16 protein-coding genes are annotated in these 22,335 nt (G+C 71.8%); 5 read left to right on the top strand and 11 right to left on the bottom strand.

What is annotated here, in order from left to right; all coding sequences use genetic code 11:
- Window positions 1-63: 63 nt before the first annotated feature.
- Both ASF25_RS14895 and ASF25_RS14890 read left to right on the top strand, forming a co-directional pair.
- A complete protein-coding gene (locus tag ASF25_RS14895; protein ID WP_056305533.1) occupies window positions 64-3,810 on the top strand; it encodes an AAA family ATPase in 3,747 nt (1,248 codons plus the stop codon).
- Window positions 3,811-4,055: 245 nt separating this feature from the next.
- On the top strand, window positions 4,056-5,312 hold the full coding sequence (locus ASF25_RS14890) for an MFS transporter (protein WP_056268009.1): 1,257 nt from the start codon (window positions 4,056-4,058) through the stop codon (window positions 5,310-5,312).
- A 55-nt stretch (window positions 5,313-5,367) separates the two neighbouring features.
- Here the strand turns inward: ASF25_RS14890 and ASF25_RS14885 are convergent, their stop codons facing one another.
- Both ASF25_RS14885 and ASF25_RS14880 read right to left on the bottom strand, forming a co-directional pair.
- A complete protein-coding gene (locus ASF25_RS14885; RefSeq protein ID WP_056305531.1) occupies window positions 5,368-6,132 on the bottom strand; it encodes a ComF family protein in 765 nt (254 codons plus the stop codon).
- Between the two features lie 64 nt (window positions 6,133-6,196).
- On the bottom strand, window positions 6,197-6,415 hold the full coding sequence (locus tag ASF25_RS14880) for a hypothetical protein (RefSeq protein WP_056176563.1): 219 nt from the start codon (window positions 6,413-6,415) through the stop codon (window positions 6,197-6,199).
- Window positions 6,416-6,550: 135 nt separating this feature from the next.
- Between ASF25_RS14880 and ASF25_RS14875 the strand changes: the two genes are divergently transcribed.
- Both ASF25_RS14875 and ASF25_RS14870 read left to right on the top strand, forming a co-directional pair.
- Window positions 6,551-7,444, top strand: coding sequence for a methyltransferase domain-containing protein (locus tag ASF25_RS14875; protein ID WP_056305529.1), 894 nt, complete (start codon window positions 6,551-6,553; stop codon window positions 7,442-7,444).
- Window positions 7,441-7,803: a DUF427 domain-containing protein gene (locus tag ASF25_RS14870; protein WP_056305527.1), complete on the top strand. Its 363-nt coding sequence runs from the start codon at window positions 7,441-7,443 to the stop codon at window positions 7,801-7,803. The genes ASF25_RS14875 and ASF25_RS14870 overlap by 4 nt, the downstream gene beginning before the upstream one ends.
- 131 nt (window positions 7,804-7,934) lie before the next feature.
- Here ASF25_RS14870 and ASF25_RS14865 read toward each other — a convergent pair whose 3' ends face one another.
- The 4 genes from ASF25_RS14865 to argJ all read right to left on the bottom strand — a co-directional run bounded on the left by ASF25_RS14865 (window position 7,935) and on the right by argJ (window position 11,942).
- Window positions 7,935-9,440, bottom strand: coding sequence for a DUF6880 family protein (locus tag ASF25_RS14865; protein ID WP_056305524.1), 1,506 nt, complete (start codon window positions 9,438-9,440; stop codon window positions 7,935-7,937).
- Between the two features lie 92 nt (window positions 9,441-9,532).
- Entirely contained in the window at window positions 9,533-9,961 is a 429-nt protein-coding gene (locus tag ASF25_RS14860; protein ID WP_056176544.1) for a (deoxy)nucleoside triphosphate pyrophosphohydrolase, read from the bottom strand.
- On the bottom strand, window positions 9,958-10,695 hold the full coding sequence (locus ASF25_RS14855) for an SIMPL domain-containing protein (protein ID WP_244473039.1): 738 nt from the start codon (window positions 10,693-10,695) through the stop codon (window positions 9,958-9,960). Before ASF25_RS14855 ends, ASF25_RS14860 begins: the two co-directional genes overlap by 4 nt.
- Window positions 10,692-11,942, bottom strand: a complete 1,251-nt coding sequence (gene argJ / locus ASF25_RS14850) for a bifunctional glutamate N-acetyltransferase/amino-acid acetyltransferase ArgJ (protein ID WP_056176541.1) — start codon at window positions 11,940-11,942, stop codon at window positions 10,692-10,694. The genes ASF25_RS14855 and argJ overlap by 4 nt, the downstream gene beginning before the upstream one ends.
- A gap of 274 nt (window positions 11,943-12,216) precedes the next feature.
- Here argJ and ASF25_RS14845 point away from each other — a divergent pair, with 274 nt between their 5' ends.
- Window positions 12,217-12,618, top strand: a complete 402-nt coding sequence (locus ASF25_RS14845) for a hypothetical protein (protein ID WP_056176534.1) — start codon at window positions 12,217-12,219, stop codon at window positions 12,616-12,618.
- A gap of 63 nt (window positions 12,619-12,681) precedes the next feature.
- On the opposite strand, the gene addA is transcribed toward ASF25_RS14845, so the two are convergent.
- The 5 genes from addA to tsaE form a co-directional block, all read right to left on the bottom strand.
- The gene (gene addA / locus ASF25_RS14840) at window positions 12,682-16,131 is read right to left on the bottom strand and encodes a double-strand break repair helicase AddA (RefSeq protein ID WP_056305522.1); all 3,450 of its coding nucleotides are present in this window, start codon (window positions 16,129-16,131) and stop codon (window positions 12,682-12,684) included.
- Window positions 16,131-19,298 carry a double-strand break repair protein AddB gene (gene addB / locus ASF25_RS14835; protein ID WP_244473038.1) on the bottom strand — a complete coding sequence of 1,056 codons (3,168 nt, stop codon included), beginning with the start codon at window positions 19,296-19,298 and terminating at the stop codon, window positions 16,131-16,133. Before addB ends, addA begins: the two co-directional genes overlap by 1 nt.
- 119 nt (window positions 19,299-19,417) lie before the next feature.
- Entirely contained in the window at window positions 19,418-20,155 is a 738-nt protein-coding gene (locus ASF25_RS14830) for a nucleotidyltransferase family protein (RefSeq protein ID WP_056267992.1), read from the bottom strand.
- A gap of 68 nt (window positions 20,156-20,223) precedes the next feature.
- Window positions 20,224-20,649 carry a VOC family protein gene (locus tag ASF25_RS14825; protein ID WP_056305520.1) on the bottom strand — a complete coding sequence of 142 codons (426 nt, stop codon included), beginning with the start codon at window positions 20,647-20,649 and terminating at the stop codon, window positions 20,224-20,226.
- 4 nt (window positions 20,650-20,653) lie between these two features.
- On the bottom strand, window positions 20,654-22,183 hold the full coding sequence (gene tsaE, locus ASF25_RS14820; protein ID WP_056176965.1) for a tRNA (adenosine(37)-N6)-threonylcarbamoyltransferase complex ATPase subunit type 1 TsaE: 1,530 nt from the start codon (window positions 22,181-22,183) through the stop codon (window positions 20,654-20,656).
- Window positions 22,184-22,335 lie beyond the last annotated feature (152 nt).

The raw sequence follows: 22,335 nt of genomic DNA, 5'->3' as shown, positions 1-22,335 counted from the left end.
GGACACGCCGCACGCGGCGGCCTAGAACAGGGGCCGTCCATCCCCCGCTTCAGGTGACAGCGTTTGCGTATCCTCGCGATCCGGGGCGAGAACCTCGCGAGCCTCGCGGCTCCCTTCGACATCGATCTCGCGAGCGGCCCCATCGCCGCCACAGGTATCTTCGCCATCACGGGCGAGACCGGCGCGGGCAAGTCGACCATCCTCGACGCCCTGTGCCTCGCGCTCTACGGGCGCTATCCGCGGGTCGCCTCGGGACGGCGGGAGGATACACCGGACCCCAGCGGCGAAGCCGTCAGTTCGAGCGACGGACGCGCCATCCTGCGGCGCGGGGCGGCGCAGGGCTGGGCGGAAGTGGATTTCGTCGGCCAGGACGGCGTCGCCTATCGGGTGCGCTGGGAAACGATCCGCGCCCGGGGCAAGGCGGACGGGCGCCTCCAGGCCGACCGGCGCACCCTGCACCGCCTCGCCGACGGCAGTGCCGTGGAGGGGGGCAAGAAGACCGCCGTGACGGCCGCCGTCGAGGCGTTGACGGACCTCACCTTCGACCAGTTCCGCCGGACCGTGCTCCTGGCGCAGGGCGAGTTCGACGCCTTCCTGCTGGCGGCCGAGGGCGAGCGTGGCGAACTCCTCGAAAAGATCACCGGCACGGGCATTTACACGGAGATCTCGAAGCGGGTTCACGCAGGCGCCGAGGCCGAGCGCGCCGCCCTGAAGATCCTTGAGACCCGCCGCGACGCCGTCGGGCTCCTCGACACCGAAGCGCGGGAACGGATCGGCACAGAGCGTGCCGCCATCGCGAAAACCCTCGCGAACCTGTCGGACCACCAAGCCGCGCTCCGGGCCGCCCTCGACGGCGCCGCCCGCCTCGCCGAGGCCCGGCTTCAGGTCGCCGCCGCGGAAACCCGGCTCAGCGAGGCCCAGGCCGGCGAGGCGGCGGCGGTGGCCGACAGGCGGCGGCTGACGGAGCTCGATGCCGTCGAGCCCTTGCGCACGGTCTCCGATGCCGTCGCCACCACGCGGGCCGAGGTGGAGGCCGCCGACATCGACCTGACGATGACGCGCGCGCGGCTCGCCGAAGCCGAGACCCGTGCCGCGGCGGCGACGGAGGTCCGCGGCCGGGCGCGGATGGCGGACGAAGCGGCCGAGACTTTGTTCAAGGCGTTCGCACCCGTCTGGACCGAGGCGGCACAGCTCGACGTCGTGATCGTCGAATCGACCCGCGAGGCCGCGCAGGCCGAGACCGGGGCCGAGGCCGCCACCGGTAGGGCGGAGGCCGTCGAGGCCGAACTGTCCGATCTGCGTCAGCGCCACGATGCGGCGGAGGCCGCCCGCGCCGAGGTGGCGGCCCGGCACGACGCGGATCGGGGTGGTGCGTATCTCGCTGGCCGGGCCGAGGAGGTCACGGGCCTGTTCGCGAAGCGCGCCGCCCTGCGGTCACAGCTCGCCACGACGATCTCGGAGCGGGAGCGGGCGAAAGCCGAGGCGGAACGCGGAGCCCGCGTGATCGCCGAAGCCGAAGCGCAGATCCGCGACGCTCGGGAGGCGCGCACCCGGACCCTGGCGCAGCGCGCGGAGCGTTTGGCCGGTCTCGCGGCCCTCGATGAGCCGGCCGCCCGCCGGCGGTCGGCCGTGCTCGACGAGGTTTCGGACGCCCTGCGCGAGGCGCTGCCCCTGGCCCGACGCCATGCCGAAGCGGTCCGAGAGGCGGCGGCGGCGGAGGCCGAGGCCGAGGCGGCCCGGCAGGCGGCGCTGATGGCGGAGACCGAGGGAGCCTCGGCCCAACGGGACGAGGCCGAAGCCATGGGCGGGCGCCGCGAAGTCGCCGCCATGGCCGAGCGCGCCGAGGCCAGCGTGTCGGAGCGGGCGGCCCAGCTGCGCAGTCTCCTCGCCGCGGGCGAACCCTGCCCGGTCTGCGGCGGCATCGACCATCCGCACGCCCATTCGGACGATGCCTTGAGCCGACATGCGGAAACATTGCGCGCCCGCCGTGCCGAACTCGAGGAAGCCCTCGCGCGAGCCGGCGCCGCGCGTGCGCGTGCGGCCGGGGCCGCGGCGGCGGCGGCGGCCCGCCACGCTGAAGCCCTCCGGGCGGGGGCGACCGCGCGGACCAACCTCGACGGCATCGCCAGCGCCTACGAGGTGCTGCGTCCGGCCCTGGTGGCAGGCAGCACCGGCGCCGGAATCGCCCTACCGGTTCCGGTGCGGCTCGCCACGGATGACCTCACGGCCCTGGCGGCGGCGGCGCGCCAAGCCCGCGAGGCGTCGAGGGGGACGTTGGATGCGGCGGAAAGCCTGCGCGGCGACATCGAGACTCTAGGCCGGGCCGCCGAGGCGGCCGGAGCGTCGATGGAAACGGCGGGGACGTCGGTCACCGAGGCGCGCACCACCGTCCAGGCGGCCGAACTCGCCGCCGAGGGGGCGCGGACCCGTGCCGAGGGCTTGGCGGAACGCATCGAATCTCTCGGGCGCGAGGCCGCCTCGGCCCTCGCAGCGGCCGACTTGACCCTGGCCGATCTCGACCGCGACGGCGCGGCGGCCGTGCGCCGGGTGGCGGCGGCGGTCGCGCAGCACCGGGCTCTCGGCGAACGCCGCCTCGCGCTCGAGGCCGAAGTCCGCACCCTCTCGGAAAAGAAAGCCAGCGCCGTATCGGCCCTCGTCGGCGCCCAGTCGATCCGCGAGACCGCGCGAGCCGCCCTCACCGGCCGGATGGCAGCCCTCGCCGAGGCCCGGGCACGGCGCGCGCCTCTCCTCGATGGCGAGGACACGAGCGTCCATCGCAGCCGGATCAACAACGACCGGCTCGCGGCGCAGAATACCCTCAAGGCCGCGGCGGAGGCCCATGCGTCGGCCCTGGCGGACCTTGCCGGCGCGCGCAGCTCCGCCGAACACGCGACCGCCCGGAGGGAGACCGCCATCGCCCGCCACACGGCGGCCCGCGCCGCCTTCGCCACGGCATGCGGGACGCGAATGCCCGAGGCAGTCGTCGCCCTGCTCACGCAGGACCCTGCGATTCGAGCTGGCTTGCGGCGGGACGCGGATCAACGCGACCGAGACGTCGAGGCCGCCACCACCGCCCTCGCCACCCGCCGCGCCGACCGCGACGCGCATGGCGCGACCCCGGAGATCGATGTCGCCGCGACCCAGGCCGAAGCGGAAGCGGGCGCGGAAGCCATCGCGCAGCACCAGCAGCGCCTCGGCGCCATCGCGGCGGATCTCGCCCGCGACGACGCGGCGCGCGCCCAGGCCGCCGGCCTGGGCGAGGAGATCGGCGCGGCGCGGGCCGTCTTCGAGACCTGGGACGCGGTGAACGACGCCGTCGGCTCCGCGGGCGGCGACAAGTTCCGGCGTTTCGCTCAGGGCGTGACCCTGGAGCACCTCGTCCACCTCGCCAACGCGCAGCTCGCGGCCTTGAGTCCACGCTACCGCCTCGCGCGCGGCACCACGACGGATCTGGCGCTCCATGTCCTCGACCGCGACATGGGCGACCACTTGCGGGCCACCCGCAGCCTGTCGGGCGGCGAGCGCTTCCTCGTCTCCCTCGCCCTGGCGCTCGCCCTGTCGGGCCTGGAGGGTCGGGATTCGTTCGTCGACACCCTGTTCATCGACGAAGGCTTCGGCTCCCTCGATGCCGAGACCCTGGATCTCGCCGTCGATGCCCTCGAAACGCTGCAGGGACGGGGCCGCAAGGTCGGCGTCATCACCCACGTGGCGGCGATGATCGAGCGCATCGCCGTGCAGGTGCGGGTCGAGAAGCGGGGCAACGGCCGCAGTGTCGTGCGGATCGTGGATGGCGGGATGCCCACGAACTAGGCAGCCTGCGGGTTGGACCGCATCGCCAACGCTTCGCGGCCGGTGGTCGGCGCGCCCACGTGCCTCGCCGTGGACGCTCGACCGCTCGTCTCAAGTCTGGCACGGCCGATGCTTTCTCGTTCCCGTTGCCGTCACGGCGGCAGGCAGGGCAACGGCGCCCCGCGAGGCGGACGGCGCGAGTCCGAATCCCTTGGCATCAGCGACCGCGCGCCGCGCGGACCCGCGAACCTCGAGACGAGCACTCCATGGCCAGTTTCAAGACCGTGATGAAATCCGGTCACCCCCCGACCCTGTTCGCCGCGTTCCTATACTTCGATTTCTGCTTCGCGATCTGGGTCCTGAACGGCGCCATGGGGCCGTTCATCACCGAAACCTACGGGCTCAGCCCGGCCCAGACCGGGTTCATGATCTCGCTGCCGATCCTGGCCGGCGCGATCATGCGTTTTCCGCTGGGCATCCTCGCCCAGTATATCGGCCGCAAGAACGCCGCGGTGACCGAGATGTCGATCATCATGGCGGCGATGGCCTACGGGTTCTTCTTCGTCCACACCTACAACGACGTGCTCGCCATGGGCGTGCTCCTCGGCATCGCCGGCGCCTCGTTCGGTGTCGCCCTGTCGCTGGGGTCGGGCTGGTTCCCCAAGGAACACAAGGGCTTGGCCATGGGCATCGCGGGGGCCGGCAATTCCGGCACCGTGCTCGCCGTGCTGTTCGCGCCGCCGCTGGCCCAGGCCTATGGCTGGCAGACGGTCTACGGCTTTGCCGGCTGCGTGATGGCGATCCCCCTCGTGGTGATGATCCTTTTCGCCAAGGAGCCGCCGGATGCCGAGCACCAGTCGTTCAAGGAGCACATCGCCTGCCTGTTCCAAAAGGACGGCTGGTCGTTCAACCTCATCTACATCATCACCTTCGGCGGCTTCATCGGCCTGTCGAACTTCCTACCGACGTTCTTCTACGAGCAGTTCGGCGTCACCAAGGTCGAGGCCGGGCGCCTGACCATGCTGGCCGCCCTGATGGGCTCGGGTATCCGGGTGGTGGGCGGCTACTACGCCGATCGCATGGGCGGCATCCTCGTCCTGTCCGTGGTGCTGCTCGCCGCCGTCGCGTCGTTCCTGCTGCTGACCGCGACGCCGTCCCTCGTCGTCACCACGCTCCTGTTCATGCTGTGCTTTGCCGCCCTCGGGGCCGGCAACGGCGCCCTGTTCCAGCTCGTGCCCCTGCGCTGGCCGGCCAACACCGCCGTGGCCGGCTCGATGATCGGCGAAGTGGGCGCTCTCGGCGGCGCGATCCTGCCCAACGTCATGGGCCTGTCGAAGCAGTATACCGGCTCGTTCGCCTACGGCTTCGTCGGCTACGCCGCCTTCGCCGCGGTGGTGCTCGGCTGCCTGCTCCTGTGGCAGCGCAAGTGGGTCGGCGCCTGGGTCGGTCCGCGCGGCAAGGTGCTGGAGCCGGCGTCGCCCGAGGCCGCCAAGGCGGGGCGTCTCGATCCCGTCACCGCCTGAAGCAAAGGCGGAAGCACGATTCGGGGGCCTTCGGGCCTCCGTTTTCGTCTCACGATCAGAGGGCCTCGCCCGCCACCAGGGCGAAGGTGAGCACGTCGACCTTGTCCGCTCCGGCGCGCAGGAGCACGCGCGAGGCGGCGTTGGCCGTGGCTCCGGTGGTGGTGACATCGTCGATGAGAAGCACGCGCCGGCCCTGAAGCCTCGGCCGGGCGGCCTCCGGCACCCGGAAGGCACCCTGGAGATTGCGCGCCCGGGCGGCCCGGGAGAGACCGACCTGAGAGCGCGTCGCCTTCACGCGGGCGAGGGCCTGCACTTCGACGGGTAGCCCCGTGAGCGTGGAGAGCCCCTGGGCGAGAAGAGCCGCCTGATTGAAGCGGCGGCGCCAGAGGCGCCAGCGGTGCAGCGGCACCGGCACGAGGCAATCGGCCTCTCGGACGAGTTCGGCGCCGGCACCTGCCATCATCCGGGCGAGCGTCGGAGCAAGATCGAGGCGGTCGTCGTACTTGAGGCGATGGACGAGATCGCGGGCGATACCATCGTAGAGCACCGCCGCCCGGACCCGGCCGAAGACCGGTGGGTCCGCCATGGCGCGGGGCGAGAGCAGCGGCCCTGCCCCGTGATCGACGGCGAAAGGTGTGCCGAGACGCTGGCAATAGGGCCGTTCGATGAGCCTCAGCTGCGACCAGCAAGCGGGGCAAAGGGCGTGAGGCTGGGCTGTGGCGGCTCCGCAACCCGGGCAGATCGGTGGATAGACGAGGCCCAGGGCGATGCCCCGAGCGGCACGCAGGCCAGCGAGGACGCGGCGGAGGACGGCAACCATGCCGTGCAGCCTACGCCGTCCTCACTTCCAGGGCGACCGCCTTGTGGGCGGTCGCGGCCGGTCTTCAGCGGGCGGGCGGCGGGGTCTGCTGCTGACGGTCGCGCTTGTTCGCCTGATGGCGACCGACGGCGCAACCGGCGGCTGCACCAAGGACGCCGTGGCCTGCGACATGACCGGCGACACCACCGACGACGGCGCCCTTGAGGCAGCCCTTCGCCTCGGCGCCGGAGGTGCCGACCAGGGCAGCGACGGTCAGAACTGTCCCGAACAGAATGGATCTCATGGCGATACTGCCTTCCGGTGAACGTGTGAGACTGAGAACATCCGGGGCAGCCTCGGCGTTCCGTCGCCGCAAGCGCTGGTCCCCGGGCGGGGGAAGCGCCATGTTCGGGCACATCACCCTGATGCTCGGGATACGATGACGCGACCGCCGCCCCTGTTCGACACCGCCCTCGCCCGGACGCGCCTCGCCCGCGCGCGACGGGCCGGCTACGCCGATTTCCTCCTTGCCCGAACCATCGACGACTTGGACGACCGCCTGGGCGCGGTGCTGCGCCGGTTCGACCGGGCTCTCGATCTCGGATCCCCGACACCGGACGCCGCCCTGCGCTTGCGGACGGGCGGACGATGTCAAACGGTTCTGCGTCTCGCACCCGGTCCGGAGACGGTGCCGGGCGTCGGGCTCTCGATGGGTGATCCCGAGGCTTTGCCGTTCGCGCCGGGCTCGTTCGATCTCGCCGTGTCGCTGCTCGCCTTCCAGCACGTCAACGACTTGCCGGGCGCCCTGGCGCAGTTGCGCCGGACCTTGAAGCCGGACGGGCTGTTCGTCGGCTGCCTCCTCGGTGGGCGCAGCCTCACGGAACTGCGCCAAGCCTTCGGGCAAGCGGAGAGCGAGATCGAAGGTGGGGTCAGCCCCCGGGTCGCGCCCTTCGCCGAGGTGCGCGAGATGGGCAGCCTCCTGCAACGGGCGGGCTTCGCCCTGCCGGTGACCGACGTCGAGACGCTCACGGTGCGCTACAGTGATCCCTTCGCCCTCATGCGGGACCTGCGTGCCATGGGGCTGACCAACGTGCTCACCGAGCGCCGTCGTACCCCCCTGCGTCGGGCCACCCTGATGCGGGCGGCGGCACTCTACGCCGAGCGCTTCTCGGATCCGGACGGGCGCGTGCGCGCCACCTTCGAGATCCTGTGGCTCTCCGGCTGGGCACCGCATGCGAGCCAGCAGGTGCCGCTCAAGCCCGGCAGTGCGCGCACCCGGCTGGCCGAGGCGCTCGGCACCACGGAACACGATCCCATGGGAAGTCCATCATGAAGCAGCCGAGCCCCGAGCATCCCATCACCCTCGCGCCCCATGCCGGACGGGTCCGCGTGCGGGTCGCCGGCGTGACCGTGGCCGAGACCGGGGCCGCCCTGGTCCTGACCGAGGCCTCCTATCCGCCTGTGCTGTACATCCCGCGCGGCGACGCGATCTGGAGCCATTTCGTGCCGAGTTCTCGCCGGAGCCATTGCCCGTACAAGGGCGACGCCAGCTATTTCGGCCTGTCCGTCGATGGCACCGAACGGCCCGACGCCGTGTGGAGCTACGAGGCCCCGTATCCGGCGGTCGCGGCAATCCGCGATCACCTCGCCTTCTATCCCGACCGGGTCGATGCCATCGAAGTCGTGCCGTAAGGGCCGGCGGCTCCGAGCAAATCCGGGTGATCCCTTCGGGATTGCGGATTCGGGCTTCGCTCAAGCGCCGCGCGGGCTTCGTGATCCTGCGGCCGCTTCGATCAAGCGGCCGCAGGATCACTCGCGCACCATCACTCGTGCACCTGCGACCAGAACGCGGCCTTGCGGCCATGGGTCTTGCGCAGGGCGGCGCGATACGCCGCGTGGTCCGGCACCAGGGCGCCGGGGTCGAGGCGGGCGTCGAGGGCGTCCAGGGTCGCGAGGTGGCGCGCGCCGTGCCCGTAGGCGGCCGAGCGCCCGCGCTCCAGGATATCGCCGACGAGGAGGCGGTAGAGCCGAGCGGCGGCCAGGGGCTCGCTGGCCTCCAGGGCCTCGGCCGCCGGCACCAGGATTTCGTAGCGGCCCCCGTCCCAGGTGTGCGCGGCCACGAGGCGCGCAGCCCGGTCGGGTTTGGGCCAATGGGTGAAGAAGTGCAGGGCGCGGTAGGGGTCGGGATGGGCGGCGGCGTGGGCGAAGGCGCGCTCCAGGGCCTCCTCGTCCTCGAAATCCGGCAGCTTGGCGAGGTGCGCCCTGAGCATCCCGGCATCCAAACTGCGCTCGAACTGCCCCCAGCGCAGGCCTTGCGCCTCCGCGCCCCGCCCGAGGGCGTCGAGGATGCGGATTTCGAGTTCGATCCGGGCGCGGTCGGGCGCTTCCGGGTCGAATTGGCCGGTGACGATCTGCTCGCGGGTGACGACGACGAGACCGCGCTTCTGTGGGCGGCGCACCCAGTCGAGGGCCTCGTCGAGGCGCCCGGCCCCGAGGAGGCGTTCGGCGATCTCCGTCCGATCAGGGCGCTCGGGCGCGACTTCGCGTTCCAGAGCGACGAAGGCATCGACGTCGCTGCGCCGGTCGGCCAGCATCTGGCGCAGGCGTAAGGTCCGGCCGCGCGCCACCTGCTGTCCCCAGGCCTGGGCGCCTTTCGCCTTGGCCGGGCGCGGCGGCACGGCTTCGGCCAGACCCGCGTCGAGCCGGGCGCAGGCGGTCTCGGGCAGCCCCGGGATCAGGCCATGGAGCAGATCCTCGACAAGGCCGTAGCCGTCCGCCTCCAGCATCGGCACGAGGCGCAGGGCGAAGGCCGCCGCTTCGGCGGGATCGAGGCTCTTGCCCAGGGCGGCCGCCGCCTCGGCTGCGCGGTCGAAGACGCCGTGGACCTGCCCGTTCGAATCGTCGACCCGCTCCAGCACGCCGGGCGCGGCGGCGAGGAAGCGCAGCAGCCGGTCGAGGCCGGCCCGCGCGTCGAGGGGGGCGAGTTCGGTCACCATGGTGGTCAGCGTGGCGTCGAGGTCGGCCGCGAAGGCGCGGCGCTTCTGCCAGTCGATATAGCCGGCGGCCCGCTCCAGGGCGGTGAGGCGCCGGTCGATGAGGGCCGCCACCGCTTCGGGTCCCTGGAGCGCGGCCACGGCCGCCGTGACCAGCTTCTTGAAGGCCGGGTTGCGCCCGGTCTCGTCGAGGACCAAGCGGATCAGCCGGTCCAGGCCGAGCTCGGTCAGGGTCTCGGGACTGGGCGCGGTCTTTCGCGCGGCGCGCTTGGGTTTGGCCGCCGGCTTTACGGCCGACTCCGGCGCCGCCTGCTTCGTCGCCGCCTTGCGCGCCATACTCGCATCGCCCTCCCGGTCAGGCCCGCACGATGTCGCGGGATGCCTGTGACATCAAGGCCCCGGGACCCTTCAGGGTCCCGGGGTCCCTTTCAGGGGCCCAGGAGATCGACGAGGAACGGGATCAGCGGCGCGTCGGCGGGCGGCATCGGCTGGTCCTTCAGGTCGCGCGGGCGCACCCATTTCAGGGCCTGCCCCTCCATGGAGCGCGGGATCCCGTCCCAGCGCCGGCAGACGTAGAGGGGCATGAGGAGGTGGAAGTCGGGATAGGCGTGGCTGGCGAAGGTGAGCGGCGCGAGGCAGGCCTCCTTCACGGCGATGCCGAGTTCCTCGTGCAGTTCGCGGATCAGGGTCTCCTCCGGACGTTCGCCGGGATCGACTTTGCCGCCGGGGAACTCCCACAGGCCGGCGAGCTGCTTGCCCGGCGGGCGCTGGGCCAGGAGCACCCGGCCGTCCGTATCGACGAGGGCCACGGCGACGACGAGGAGGATGCGCAACGGCGTGGGTGCGGGGGCGCTCATGGCGCGATGGCGAAGGTGGCCGACACGTCGGCCGCCGTCTCGATGGTGCCGACGACGAGGGGCACGGGGGCGCCCCGGCCTTTGGAGCGCACCGCCATCGGGGCGGGCATCGGGGCATAGGGGGACGAACCGGCCTCGGCCGGCGAGCGGATGGCGACGACGCGCCCGAGGGTGACACCGGCGGCTTCGGCCAGACGCGTCGCCTGCATGGTCGCGTCCTTCATGGCGGCGACCCGCACGGCCGCCTCGGCGGCGTCGGGATCGCGCAGGCCAAAGCTGACGCCCTCGATCCGGTTGGCCCCGATCTCGAGGGCGCGGCGCATGAGATCGCCGAGGCGGCCCATGTCGGCGAGCCGCAGGCGGATGGTGTTGGCGGCGCGGTAGCCGTCGGCCCGCTCGCTGACGCTGCCGTCGGGCTGGGGCACGCTCCGGGTCACGGGCTGGAGGGTCACCGCCGTGGTGCCGATATCGGCCTCCGGCACCTTGAAGGTTTCGGCGAGCGCGATGAGCCCCTTGGCGGCGGAACTCGCTGCATCGAGGGCGACGGCTGGCGTCGCGCCCTTGGCCTCGACGCCGATCTCCACGGAGGCGAAGTCCGGGGCGGTCTCGGCCCTGGCCCGCCCGACGACATGGATGCGACCGTCCTTCAGGGTGGGCGCCTCCTCGGCGCCCGCAGGGGCGATCCAGGCAACGGCGAGGGCGGCGAGCGCCAAGGTGCCGACGCGGGCGCTCACGAGCGGTAATCTCCGTTGATGGCGATGTAGCCCTGCGTCAGATCGCAGGTCCACACACGGGCCGTACCGTCGCCGAGGCCGAGTTCGACCCGGATCTCGATGTCGGATTCGCGCATCACGGCGCTCGCTGCATCCTCGCTGTAATCCGGGTCGCGGGCGCCCTCGCGGGCGACCCGGACATCGCCGAACCAGATGGCGAGGCGATCGCGGTCGGCGGGCTCGCCGGCCTTGCCCACCGCCATCACGACCCGGCCCCAATTGGCGTCCTCGCCGGCCACCGCCGTCTTCACCAGGGGCGAGTTGGCGATGGATAGGGCGATGCGATGGGCCGAGGCGTCGCTGGTGGCGCCTTCCACCCGCACGGTGACGAACTTGCGCGCGCCCTCGCCGTCCTTGGCCACGAGCTGGGCCAGTTCCACCAGGAGATCGTCGAGCTTGTCCCGGAAGTCGGCGAGGCGCGGGTCGGCCGCGTCGGTGATCGCAGCGTTGCCCGCAGCACCCGTCGCGAACAGCATCAGGGTGTCGGAGGTGGAGGTGTCGCCGTCCACCGTCACGCAGTTGAAGCTTTTCACGGTTCCAGCGGTGAGCAGCGCCTGCAGCACCACTTGCGGCAGGGCGGCGTCGGTGAAGGCGAAGCTCAGCATCGTCGCCATGTCGGGGGCGATCATGCCGGCGCCCTTGGCGATGCCGTTGAGGGTCACCGTCGTGCCGTCGATGCTGGCCTGGCGCGTGGCGAGCTTCGGGAACGTATCGGTGGTCATGATCGCCTGGGCCGCCGCGCTCCAGGCGGCGGCACCGCCCTCCGTGCGGGTGGCGCAATCGGCGAGCACGCCCTCGAACTTCGTGGCGTCGAGGGGCTCGCCGATGACGCCCGTCGAGGCGATGAACACCGCCTCCGGCGCACACGCCGCCGCCCGCGCCGCGATGGCGGCGGTCAGCTCCACGGCCTCGCGGCCCCGTGCGCCCGTGAAGGCGTTGGCGTTGCCCGAATTCACCACGAGGGCGCGTGCGCCCCGGCTGTCCAGGGCGTGCCGGCACCAATCCACGGGAGCGGAGGGGCAGCGCGAGCGGGTGAACACGCCGGCGGCCTCAGTCCCCTCGGAAAGAGCGACGTAGAGCACGTCCGTGCGTCCGGAATAGCGGATGCCGGCCTGCGCCGTGGCGAGACCGACGCCCGCGATGGCCGGGAGATCCGGCTGATGCTTGGGCGCCAGCGGCGAGACGGGAACGGTCTTGGCGGATGCCATCGGGGTCGGTCTCCGGCTGTCGGCCGCTTCGAGCGCGGGTGATCCCGGGCGTCGAATCGAGCGGCCGGGCGGTGTTGCCCCGACGGGGCTCTCGCCGTCAACGGGCGTGCCTCGGGGAACGAGTCGACCGGCTGGCGGATTGCCTCATCGGTGACCAGCTGGAAAGCGCGAGTTGGGCTTGTGTCGCCGACCCGGCGTGGCTTAGCATGTTGCAATGCAACCCATTCGAGGTGTCGATCACGGTATGGCCAGGCGCGCATGGGGAGTCTCGACCATGGAACAGGCCGCCTCGTCCGGTGGCGCCTACGGCGTCCAAGTCCTGATAGCGGGGCGCCAGAAGCATTGGCGCGATGACGTTGCTGCTCAGATCCGCCGTGCCGGCTACGCAACCACGACGGTGGATTGCGGTGTGGACGCCATGACCGTTCTGGCACTCGGCCTGCCGGTGGATGTCCTCGTCACGGATCTCAGCCTCACGGGTGAACTCGGCTGCGTGCAGCTCGCCCTGGAGGCGCGCGCCCTGCGCCCCGACCTGCGCATCGTCTTCGCCAGCGATGCCCCGCATGTTGATGTGGAAACGACCGGTCTCGATACGGATGATCTCTACGTGGTCGCTGCCGAACGCACCGATGCGGTCGCCATCACCGTGCGCGAGGCCCTGGCGGCCCGGACCTGAGTCGGTCGGCCCCACCTCCACGATCTCGTGACGATCGACGGTCGCGTCCAAGCGGCCTCGTCTTCAAGCCGCGATCTTGCCGAGGGCCATGGCCTGTTCATCCGCGGACAGGTGACGCAGGGTCGGTCCCGAAGTCCAGACCAGCATCGGCACAATGCGCCGCCCCGGAAAGATCTGGGCGAGAAGCGCGGCATAGAGGGCGATCTGGCGTGTTTCGGCCTCCGGCAAGGGTGCATCCTCGGCCGGGGCACGACCGGTCTTGAAATCGGCCACCACCACCGCATCGGGACCAATGGCGAGGCGGTCGACCCGGCCGAAGACCGGGCGCTCGACCCCGTGCACCACGACGCGCCCGGACAGGGTCACCTCCGCCCGCGCACCGTGGCCGAAGAGCGGTTCCAGATCGGGATGATCGAAGAGCCGCATCGTGGCGGTGACGATCGCTTTGCGCGTCGCATCGTCGAGGGTCGGCGCACGCGCATGTACGAACCGGGTCGCGGCGGCCCGGCGTTTGCGTGGATCGAGACGCGGCAGATGCTCGATCAGCGAGTGGATGAGTACGCCCCGGCGCCGCGCTTGCGCATCGCCGAGACGCCGTCCGGGCTCACGCCTCGGATCGGCTGCCGCAAGGGCTCCGGACGGGCTCACGGGGGGAGGAGCCTCGGCCTCGTCGGGGACGGGGGTTTCGAGCCAGGAGGGTACGGACTCGGCCTGGGGCCCTACGATCGCGACCGCCGCCGGGGATACAGCGGTGCTGCCTTCGTGCCAGACGGTGACGGGGCCGTAAGGCCGTTCCAGTGTGGTGCCTGGTCCGATATCCGCCTCGACGCCCCGCCGGATCATCTCGCACCAGGGGGTCTCGGTCCCGGCATCATGGCCGCGATAGGGCGCGACGACGAGGCGGTCCGCCGCCCGGGTCATGGCGACGTAGAGAAGGCGATGATGCTCTTCGCGGGCCCGGGCCTGGAGGCCTGCCCGGGCCGCGCCGATGGGTTCGCTGTCGTAGGTCTTGGCGCTCGACCACACCGGCGGCAGGCCCCCCCCGAGGGTGAGAAGCGGGGGATCGTTGCGGCCCAGCGGCTCGCTGCCGTCGATGATCACCACCAAGGGTGCTTCAAGGCCCTTGGCGCCGTGAACGGTCATCACCCGGACCTCGTCGCGTCCCGATTCGAGGTCGCGCTTCACGGTGTGTCCGGCCTCTCCCCGCCCCGGCACCGTGGCGTAGCGGGCGAGGAACCCGCCGAGCGACGCCGCCTCGCCGGCCTGCTCCGCCTGGGCGGCGGTCGTAAGGAACACATCGATGGCGTCGCCCGCCTCGCCGCCCAGCCGCGAGACCAGGGCGCGGCGCCCCCCATGGGCACCGAGGATGGCGGCGTAGAAGCCGAACGGGCCTTCGCAGCCGGCCAGGCGAATCCACAGGCGCAAGGCGTCCTGCCCCCGAATCGCCGCGGGGTCGCCCGCGGCGGCATGGCGGGCCAGCGCGTCCTCCAGGGTCTCGGATTCGGCGCGCCGCGCGGCGATCCGCACGAGATCGTCGTCGTCGAAGCCGACCAGAGGTGTCTTGAGGGCGCCCGCCAGCGTCAGGTCGTCGGCGGGCAGCAGTCCGGCGCGGCCCACCGCCACGAGGTCGTTGACGGCGATGTGGGCGGCGATGTCGAGGCGATCCTGGCCGGCCACGGGCACGCCCAGCGCCTTCATGGCGCGGATCACCTCCTCGAAGGCGACGGAGCGCTTGCGCACGAGGATGAGGATGTCGCCGGGACGCCAAACCCGCCCGGTCTCGTCGCCCGCGGTGGTCCATGTCGCGGCCGCCCGCGCAACGCGACGCGCGGTGACCACCGCCGGAGCGCTGGCTTCGGGCGCATCGACGGGCGCGGCCCAGGCATCGGGCTCGACCTCGGGCTGTGGTTCGGCGACCGGCCAGAGTTCCAGGGCGCCGGGCGCGGTGGCCCGTGCCGTCGAGTGGACGGTGCCCACGGCCGCGTCCTCGAAGGACAGCCCGTCATAATGCTCGGGGATCTTGAAGGTGGCGTCGACGGCTCCGAGGACGCCGCGCGTCGAGCGGAACGACAGGGTGAGATGCACGTCCTCGAAGGGTAGGTCGGCCGCCGCCGCCGCCTTGATCCATTCCTTGCGGGTGGTCTCGAACTCACGGGGCTCGGCGCCCTGGAAGCTGTAGATCGACTGTTTGGGATCGCCCACGGCGAAACGCGTCCGCACCACGTCGCGGGCGCCTTCGCCGGCGGCGAACTCGGCGGTGATCCGGCGCAGGATCTCCCACTGAAGCGGATTGGTGTCCTGGGCCTCGTCGACGAGGACGTGATCGACACCGCGATCGAGCTTGTACAGCACCCAGGCGGAATCGACCCGGGCCAGGAGGTCGAGGGTCTTGTGGATCAGGTCGTCGAAATCGAGGGCCCCGAGGCGCGCCTTCTCGGCCTCGACCCGGCGGTGGATCTCGACCGCCAGGGTGAACAGCGCGCGCGTGCGCTCCAGCGCGCGCGCGCTGCGCAGGGCATCGTCGAGGGGGGCGATTCGGTCGCGCTCCTCGATGAGGGCCTGTCGAACCTCCTCCGGCACCGCCTTGGTGCCCAGGCTCCGGTCGGCCTTCGGACTGCCGTCCTTGGTGAAGAATACGGCGCGGTACGCACCGAGCCGCTCGGATCCCTCCGCCGCCTCGGCTTCGCGGAGCTTGTCGGCCAGTCCCTCGTCCGTGGACTTGCCAGTGCGCAGGCGGGCGGCGAAGTCCGTCAGATCGCCGAGGCCGCCCGCGAGAATGCGGGCTTCGACATCCACCACGGTCTCGCCCGCCTTCAGGTCGAGGGCACCGGCGAGCGCCGCGAACGACCGTTCGAGCCCACCGCGTTCGGCGAGCACGCCGCGTGCACGCATGGCGGTACGGAGGGTGCGGCGGAGGGTGTCGCCCGTCGCCTCGGCGCTGACGATGGCCCATGCGGCCGAAAGGGCGTGGTCCGCGCGCGCCGAGATCGCCGCGGCGTAGACCGCATCCACCGCCGCCGCGAAGGCCGCATCCGCGTGATCGTCGTCCAAGACCTCGAAGCGGGCCGGTACGTTGGCCTCGAACGGGAACATGTGCAGCAGGCGCTCGCACAGGGCGTGCAGGGTTTCGATCTTGAGGCCGCCCGGCGTCTCCACGGCGCGGGCGAACAGGCGGCGTGCCACCTGCAGCGTCTCGCGCGAGGGCGGCGCGCCGGTGAGCGCCGTCAGTTCACGGGTCAGGGTGGCCGCATCGAGGGTGACCCAGCGGCCGAGCACCCGGAACACCCGGATCGACATGTTGGCGGCCGCCGCCTTGGTGAATGTGAGGCACAGGATGCGCGCCGGAGGAGCGCCGTCGAGCAGCAGGCGCACCACCCGGTCGGTGAGCACCTTGGTCTTGCCCGCCCCCGCATTGGCCGAGACCCAGGCCGACGCCCGCGGATCGGCGGCACGGCGCTGCGACGCCTGGGTGAGATCGTCGACGACGAAGGATCTTTGCGAATGCGCCGTCATCAGGCTTCCTCTTCCCCACCGAGCGACCATTCGAGCACCCGAGCGAGATGGTCGTAATCGCCGTAGGACTTGGCGAATTTCGGGTAGGGGCGCGAGGTGTAGGCCGCCTCGCCGGTGAGGAAGCGGGCGAGGAGACCGCGCAGGCGGCCCTCGTGCTCGGCCACGATGGCGGCGACCTCGCGGTCCTCGCCCTTCGGGGGCTTCACGGGGAGCGGCTCGAACGGTTTGCGCCCGCCGGACGCGTACACGTAGAGGAGGTCCGGCGTGACGGGCGTCCGGGGCAGCCCGTCGAAGGCGCCGTGCATGAGCATGGCCGCCTCCAGGGTGAGCTGGGGCGAGAATCCGGCGAAGACCTCCTTGTTGCTCGGCGGCTGGCCGGTCTTGTAGTCGACGATGCAGGCGGTGCCGTCGCGGCCAAGTTCGATCCGGTCGGCGCGGGCGCGCAGGGTGAAGGTCTCGTTGCCCAGCGGAATCAGCCACTTGCCCGAGACCTCGCCGTGCACCCGGGTGAGGCCGCCCCGGCGCGCGGTCTCCCATTCGAGGAACCGCGTCGAGAGCCGCTCGTAGCGTGGCCACCATTCGGCATAGAGCGCCGGATAGGTCTTGGAGATCGTCGCGAACTCATCCCTGGCGATCGCTCCGAGCCGATCGCGGGCGATGTCGGGCTCGGGCAAGGCCTCCGGATAGGCCTGCGCGAACTTTCCCAAGATCTCGTGGACCAGGGTACCGCGCTCGCTCGCACCGGGCTGCGCCGCCACGGGTTCCAGGGGGTCGAGGCCGAGGACGTGGCGCGCGAAGATGACGTAGGGGTCGCGTACCAGGGTCTCGATCTCGGTGACGCTGAGGGTCCGGGGGAAGAGGGCCGGGTCCGGCCGTGGCTTGGGCTGTCCGAGGCGCGGTACGGGACCGCCGCCGCGGTCGAGGTGGGCGGCGTAGGCCGTGAACCGCCTGCCGCCCGCAACCGCCCGTTCCCAGCCCGCGTCCCCGACGAAGGCTGCCAGGCGCTGGAGGAAGCGCGACGGCACCGTCGGCGCGCCTTCGCGTTTGGCCGCCCGGGTGATGACGGCGTCGCGATGGCCCAAAGCCTGGACGAAGTCGTGGGCGCTCTGGCCGATGCGGCGCTCGGGCGGATTGAGGCCGACACGCTCGCGCATGGGCCGGTTGAGGAAGGCATCGGTGACCGTCTTCATCGGCCACACACCCTCGTCGAGGCCACCGAGCACGATGCGGTCGACGCTCATGAGGCGGGCCTCCAGGAGGCCGAGGATGCGCAGGCGCGGGTGTGGACGTCCGTCGCCGCAGGCCACCGGCCGCTCGCCGGCCAGTGCGGTGAAGAACGCCGGATAATCGGTGAAGTGGCCCGGCATGTCGCCGGGCTCCGCCATTCCAAGATCGTCGAACAAGGTGTCCAGGACGTCGAGGGACGCATCATCGAGGGGCTCGGGCGCCCCGTCGGGCGGCTGGGCCAACAGTGCCTCGACGGTGGCACGGTGACAGGCGGCGTAGGCGACGAGGTTGCCGACGCCGTCGTGGTCGGTCGGTAGGAAGCCCGCGAAGGCGGCCTCCAGGCGGGTGAGGATGTCCGACGCCAGGTCCCAGTCCTGATCGACGAGGCGGCGCTTGGCCCGGGGGCGGCGTCCGGTGGCGCTCCGCTGATCGGCGACCGCGCGGTGCAGGCCGGCGAAGCCCGGCGCGGGGGCGGGGCCGCGCAGGGCACCGATTTCCAACGCGGCGGCGGCCCGCACCACGTCGCCCCGGGGCAGGCCGAGCCGGACGAAGGGATGGGCCAGGAGGGTGATGATCCGGCGCGGGCATAGATCGGCGGCGCACTCGGCGGCGAGGCGCGCGAGGCGCCCGGCCCGGCTGCACGACAGGGCTTCGCCGGCGGAATCCTCGGCGACGATACCCCAGCGGGCGAGCTCGGCCGCGACCCGGACGGCGAGGTTCCGATCGGGCGTGACGAGGGCGGCGGTGGCGCCGGGCGCCTCGAGGGTTTCCCGCAGGGCGATGGCGATGCTCAGGGCCTCCTCGCGCTCGTCGTTGGTCTCGATCACGACGAGGCCCGCCATGCCGGCCTCGCCCAGCGCCACGCGTGCGTCCGCGTCGAGGTCGGCCCACGCCTCCGTGGTCTCGGCCGGGCGCAGGGCCTGCGAGAGGAGCGTCGCGCGGGCGCGCGCCGCCGTGCCGGGCTCGCCCAGGACCACGACCGCAGTGCGGGGCATGTCGAGGCCGGTGGGACCGAGGAGCCGATGCAGGATCGCTTGCGGATGGCCGTGGGCGATGGTCTTCGAGAACCCCGCGCCGGTCTCGATGGCGTCCCACCCGGCCGCGTCGAGGTCGGTGTCGAGGCCCGGCAGCACCACGGCGCCTCGAGGCAGGCCGGCCACCGCCGCGATGAGCCGGGTGGTCGCCGGGACCGAGCCGGTGGACCCGGCGATGATCACCGGGTCGGACGGGCGGTCGCGGCGCAGGCGATCGGCCTCGGCGACGACGAGCCTGCGCGAACGCGCCACCGGGTCGCTCATGTGCCGATCGGCCAGGATCTTCGGCCAGTGCTCGGCGGCGATCTTCACGAAATTCAGGGTCAGGCCGAAATAGCGCGAGTACTCGACCTCGACGGCGCCGGCGATCTCCTCCCAGGGCAGCCCCTCGACGGTGAGCGCATCCATCAACCGTTCGAGGTCGGCGGCGAGCGCCACGGCGTCGGAGGGCGAGGACGGCACCAGGAAGGGCACGTCGTCGTCCATGGGCAGGAGGGTGCGATCCACGGCCTCCGCCCATTGCTGAACGAGGCGGGCGAGGATCAGCCTGCGCTCCAGGGCCGGCATGGCGGGCGCGAGCACATCCGGTCCATTCTCGAGGAGCGGCGTTGTGGCGAGATCGAGTTCGGCCTCGTCGGCCTCTCCGAGCGGGATCAACCGGGGCAGGAGGGCGGCCTGCCCCAGGCGCTGGGCCAGAAGCGCCGAGAGTGCCTTCGTCGCCCGGCGCGTCGGCAGGTAGAGAGTCACGGCGGCGAGCGCGAAGGGGTCGTCGCCGAGATCGCCCACCAGCCGCCCCGACAGCAGGGCGTCGGCAAGCGTCGGCAGGAACGGCGCACCGGGCGGAATCGTGAAGACGTGGGACGGCGCGGCCGATTCGTCGTCGTGCACGGGGGTCAGGTCATTCACCGTCGATCTTCACGCCGCGGGCTCGTTCGCTCCGCGTTCCAAGCGGTTGGAACGCTCAGCAAACCGTCGGTCACCATAGACCCGGGGCCGGCCCTTGCAATGCGGCGGCGTGAAGCCCGCTACGGCACCGGCGCGCTGGCCTTCACCCGGGCTTCGGCCGCGACGATGGCCTCGGGTGTGCCGACATGGAGCCATTGGCCATCGAGGCGCAGACCGTACAGGCGGCCAGCCGCGATGGCGCGATCGAACAGGAGGTTGAGGGAGAAGGCACCGTCGGGCGTGTCCGCGAACAAGCCTGGCTTCAGGATCGCGACGCCGGCGTAGATGAAGGGCGCAACCTCGCGCTCGGCCCGCCGCTCGAGGCGACCGCCCGAGCCCATGGCGAAATCGCCCGCCCCTTCGTAGCCGAGGCTGGTGGCCGTGGGGGCGACGAGGAGAAGGATGTCCATGGTCTGCGGCGACCACGCGGCGACGAGGCGGCCGAGGTTCGAGTCAGGCCCTTCGAGCCAGAATGAATCCGCGTTGAAGACCACGAACGGATCGCCGCCGAGCAGCGGCAGGGCCTTCTTCACGCCGCCGCCTGTTTCCAGCAACCGGTCGCGCTCGTCGGAGACGACGATCTCGGGCGCGGTCCGGCGCTTGCCGACATGCCCCTCGATGAGGTCGGCGAGGTAGTGGACGTTGACCACGGCCTGGGTGATCCCGCCTTCCGCCGCGCGGTCGAGGGCATGGTCGAGGAGGGCGCGCCCGGCCACTTCGACGAGGGGTTTGGGCACCGTCGCGGTGATCGGGCGCATGCGCTTGCCGAGGCCTGCGGCCAGGACGAAGGCGCGGGTGATGGGAGGCGTTTCGGACATTCCAGCGGGGTCTCGCATGGCGCGTCTGGGCGCGGGAGGAATCGATGAGGACGATCCGGTCCCCCGGGTCAAGGTGGCAGTCGGACCGTGCCGTCGGCCAGGGGAAGCAGGCCGGGGTTCCAGGCCACCTCCCAGAGCGCCCCGTCGGGATCGGCGAAATAGCCCGAATAGCCGCCCCAGAACGTGTCCTGAGCCGGCTTCACCAACCTGGCGCCGGCACGCACGGCATGCGCCAGCACCGCGTCGACGTCGTCCCGACTCGCGGTGTTGTGGGCGAGCGCAAAGCCACGAAAGCCGCTGCCGTCCGGCGGTACGCCGGCATCCTCGGCCAGGGCCGCGCGGGGGTAGAGGGACAGGACGAGGCCGCCGAGCTGGAAGAAGGCGACGCCCTCCGACGCGTAGGCCGAGCGCGTCCAGCCCAACGCTTCGTAGAAGTTCACCGCGCGGGCGAGATCCGCGACGCCGAGGGTGACGAGGGTGAGACGCGGATCCATCGGCTCAGGCCTCCTCGGGCGCCGGCTCCGGTGCGGCCTTCGGTACGAGATCGGGCAGGTGCTCGATGTGCCAGAGGCGCAAGCGGGTCAGGGCCGGGTGGGCGAGGTTGCGGGTAAGGTAGCCTTCGATCCGCGGCAGGTGGGCGAGATAGCCCGGCTTGCCGTCGCGGCGGTCGAGGCGGGCGAAGATGCCGAGGATCTTGGTGGCGCGCTGCGCCGCCAGCACCGCGTAGGCGCGGGCGAAGCCCTGCATATCGAAGTCCGGCTCGCGATTGCGGCGCTCGCGGACGTAGAGGCCGAGCAGGCGCAGTTCGAACTCGGCGGTGGCGTCGACCCGAGCGTCCTGGAGCAGGGAGGCGAGATCGTAGGCCGGGTGACCGAGCACGGCATCCTGGAAATCGATGAGGCCGATGCGCTCCAGACCTTCACGCTGGGGCAGCCAGATCAGATTCGGGGAGTGATAATCACGCAGGGTCCAGGTCGGCCGCTCAGGGATGACGCTGCCCAGGACCTCCGCCCAGAGCGCGACGAATTCCGAGCGGGCCGGGCCGGGCAGGTCCGCGCCCCGGATCGCCGGGCAGTACCAGTCGGGCAGCAATTCGGTCTCGAACACCAGGGCTTCGAGGTCGTAGGGCGGCAGGACGTGGTCGATCCCGTCCGCCACCGGCAGCACGCCGGGCAGTTCCGTGGCATGGAGTTTGGCAAGGAGCCGGACGGCTTCGGCGTAGCGCTCGGGGCGTGGGCCGCTCGCATCCGTGACCGGCTCGGAGCCGAGATCCTCGATGATGAGGAGGCCCTCAGCGAGATCCTCGCCGTAGATGCGCGGGGCCGAAAAACCGAGGGCCCGCAATCCGCGATCGACGCCCACGAATGCGTGGACGCTCTCGGCGAGCTTGACGATGGCGCTGTAGGGTTTGCCGTTGCGCACGGGGGGGCCGTCGCTGCGAGGCGGCGACACCATCAGCACCGCGCGGCTCCCGTCGGGCTTCATCAGCCGCTCGTAGGCGCGCGACGAGGCATCTCCCTGCATCGGGGTGCGCACGGCCTCGTCCCAGCCGCTGCGCACGAGCAGGATGCGCAGGGCCCGCGCCCGCTTCAGCCGGGCGGCCATGCCGCCTGAGCCGTCGATCCGGGCAAAGCGCGCGCCGTCGCCGAACTCGGCCCGCAGGGAGAGATCCACGGTGAGGATCGGTCCCTCACGGTGGCCCAGACGCTCGGGCCATTCCACCAGGGTGATGGCCGTCTCGGTCATCTCGTCGAAACCGAGTTCGACGAGTTCGTCGGGGCTGCGCAGGCGGTAGAGGTCGGCATGGACGATCTGGCGTCCGCCCGCAGCCTCGTAGGGCTGGATCAGGGTGAAGGTCGGGCTCGGCACGTCGAGGTCGGGCGTACCGGCGAGCTCGCGAATGAGGGCGCGTGCCAGGGTGGTCTTGCCGCCCCCGAGCCCCCCGGACAGGGCGACGAGGTCGCCGGGCTCCAGCAGTTCGGCCAGGAAGCGGCCGAGATCCTCGGTGGCGCCCTCGTCGGGAAGCATGATCTCCCAGGCCGATCTCGCCTCACGCTGAAGCGTGTCCGCACCGTCCTCGTTCAACACCCAACTCCTACCGTGGCCGCGATCCGTCGCGGGGCCGCACGACGTCCAACATCATAGACGCGCATCCTTAACCAAAACCCCGGGACGGCCGA

Origin of the sequence: Methylobacterium sp. Leaf100, assembly GCF_001422845.1 — a bacterium.
Taxonomy (GTDB): Bacteria; Pseudomonadota; Alphaproteobacteria; order Rhizobiales; family Beijerinckiaceae; genus Methylobacterium.
The sequence above is the reverse complement of the archived record's forward strand: the minus strand, read 5'-3'. Positions and strand labels throughout refer to the sequence as shown.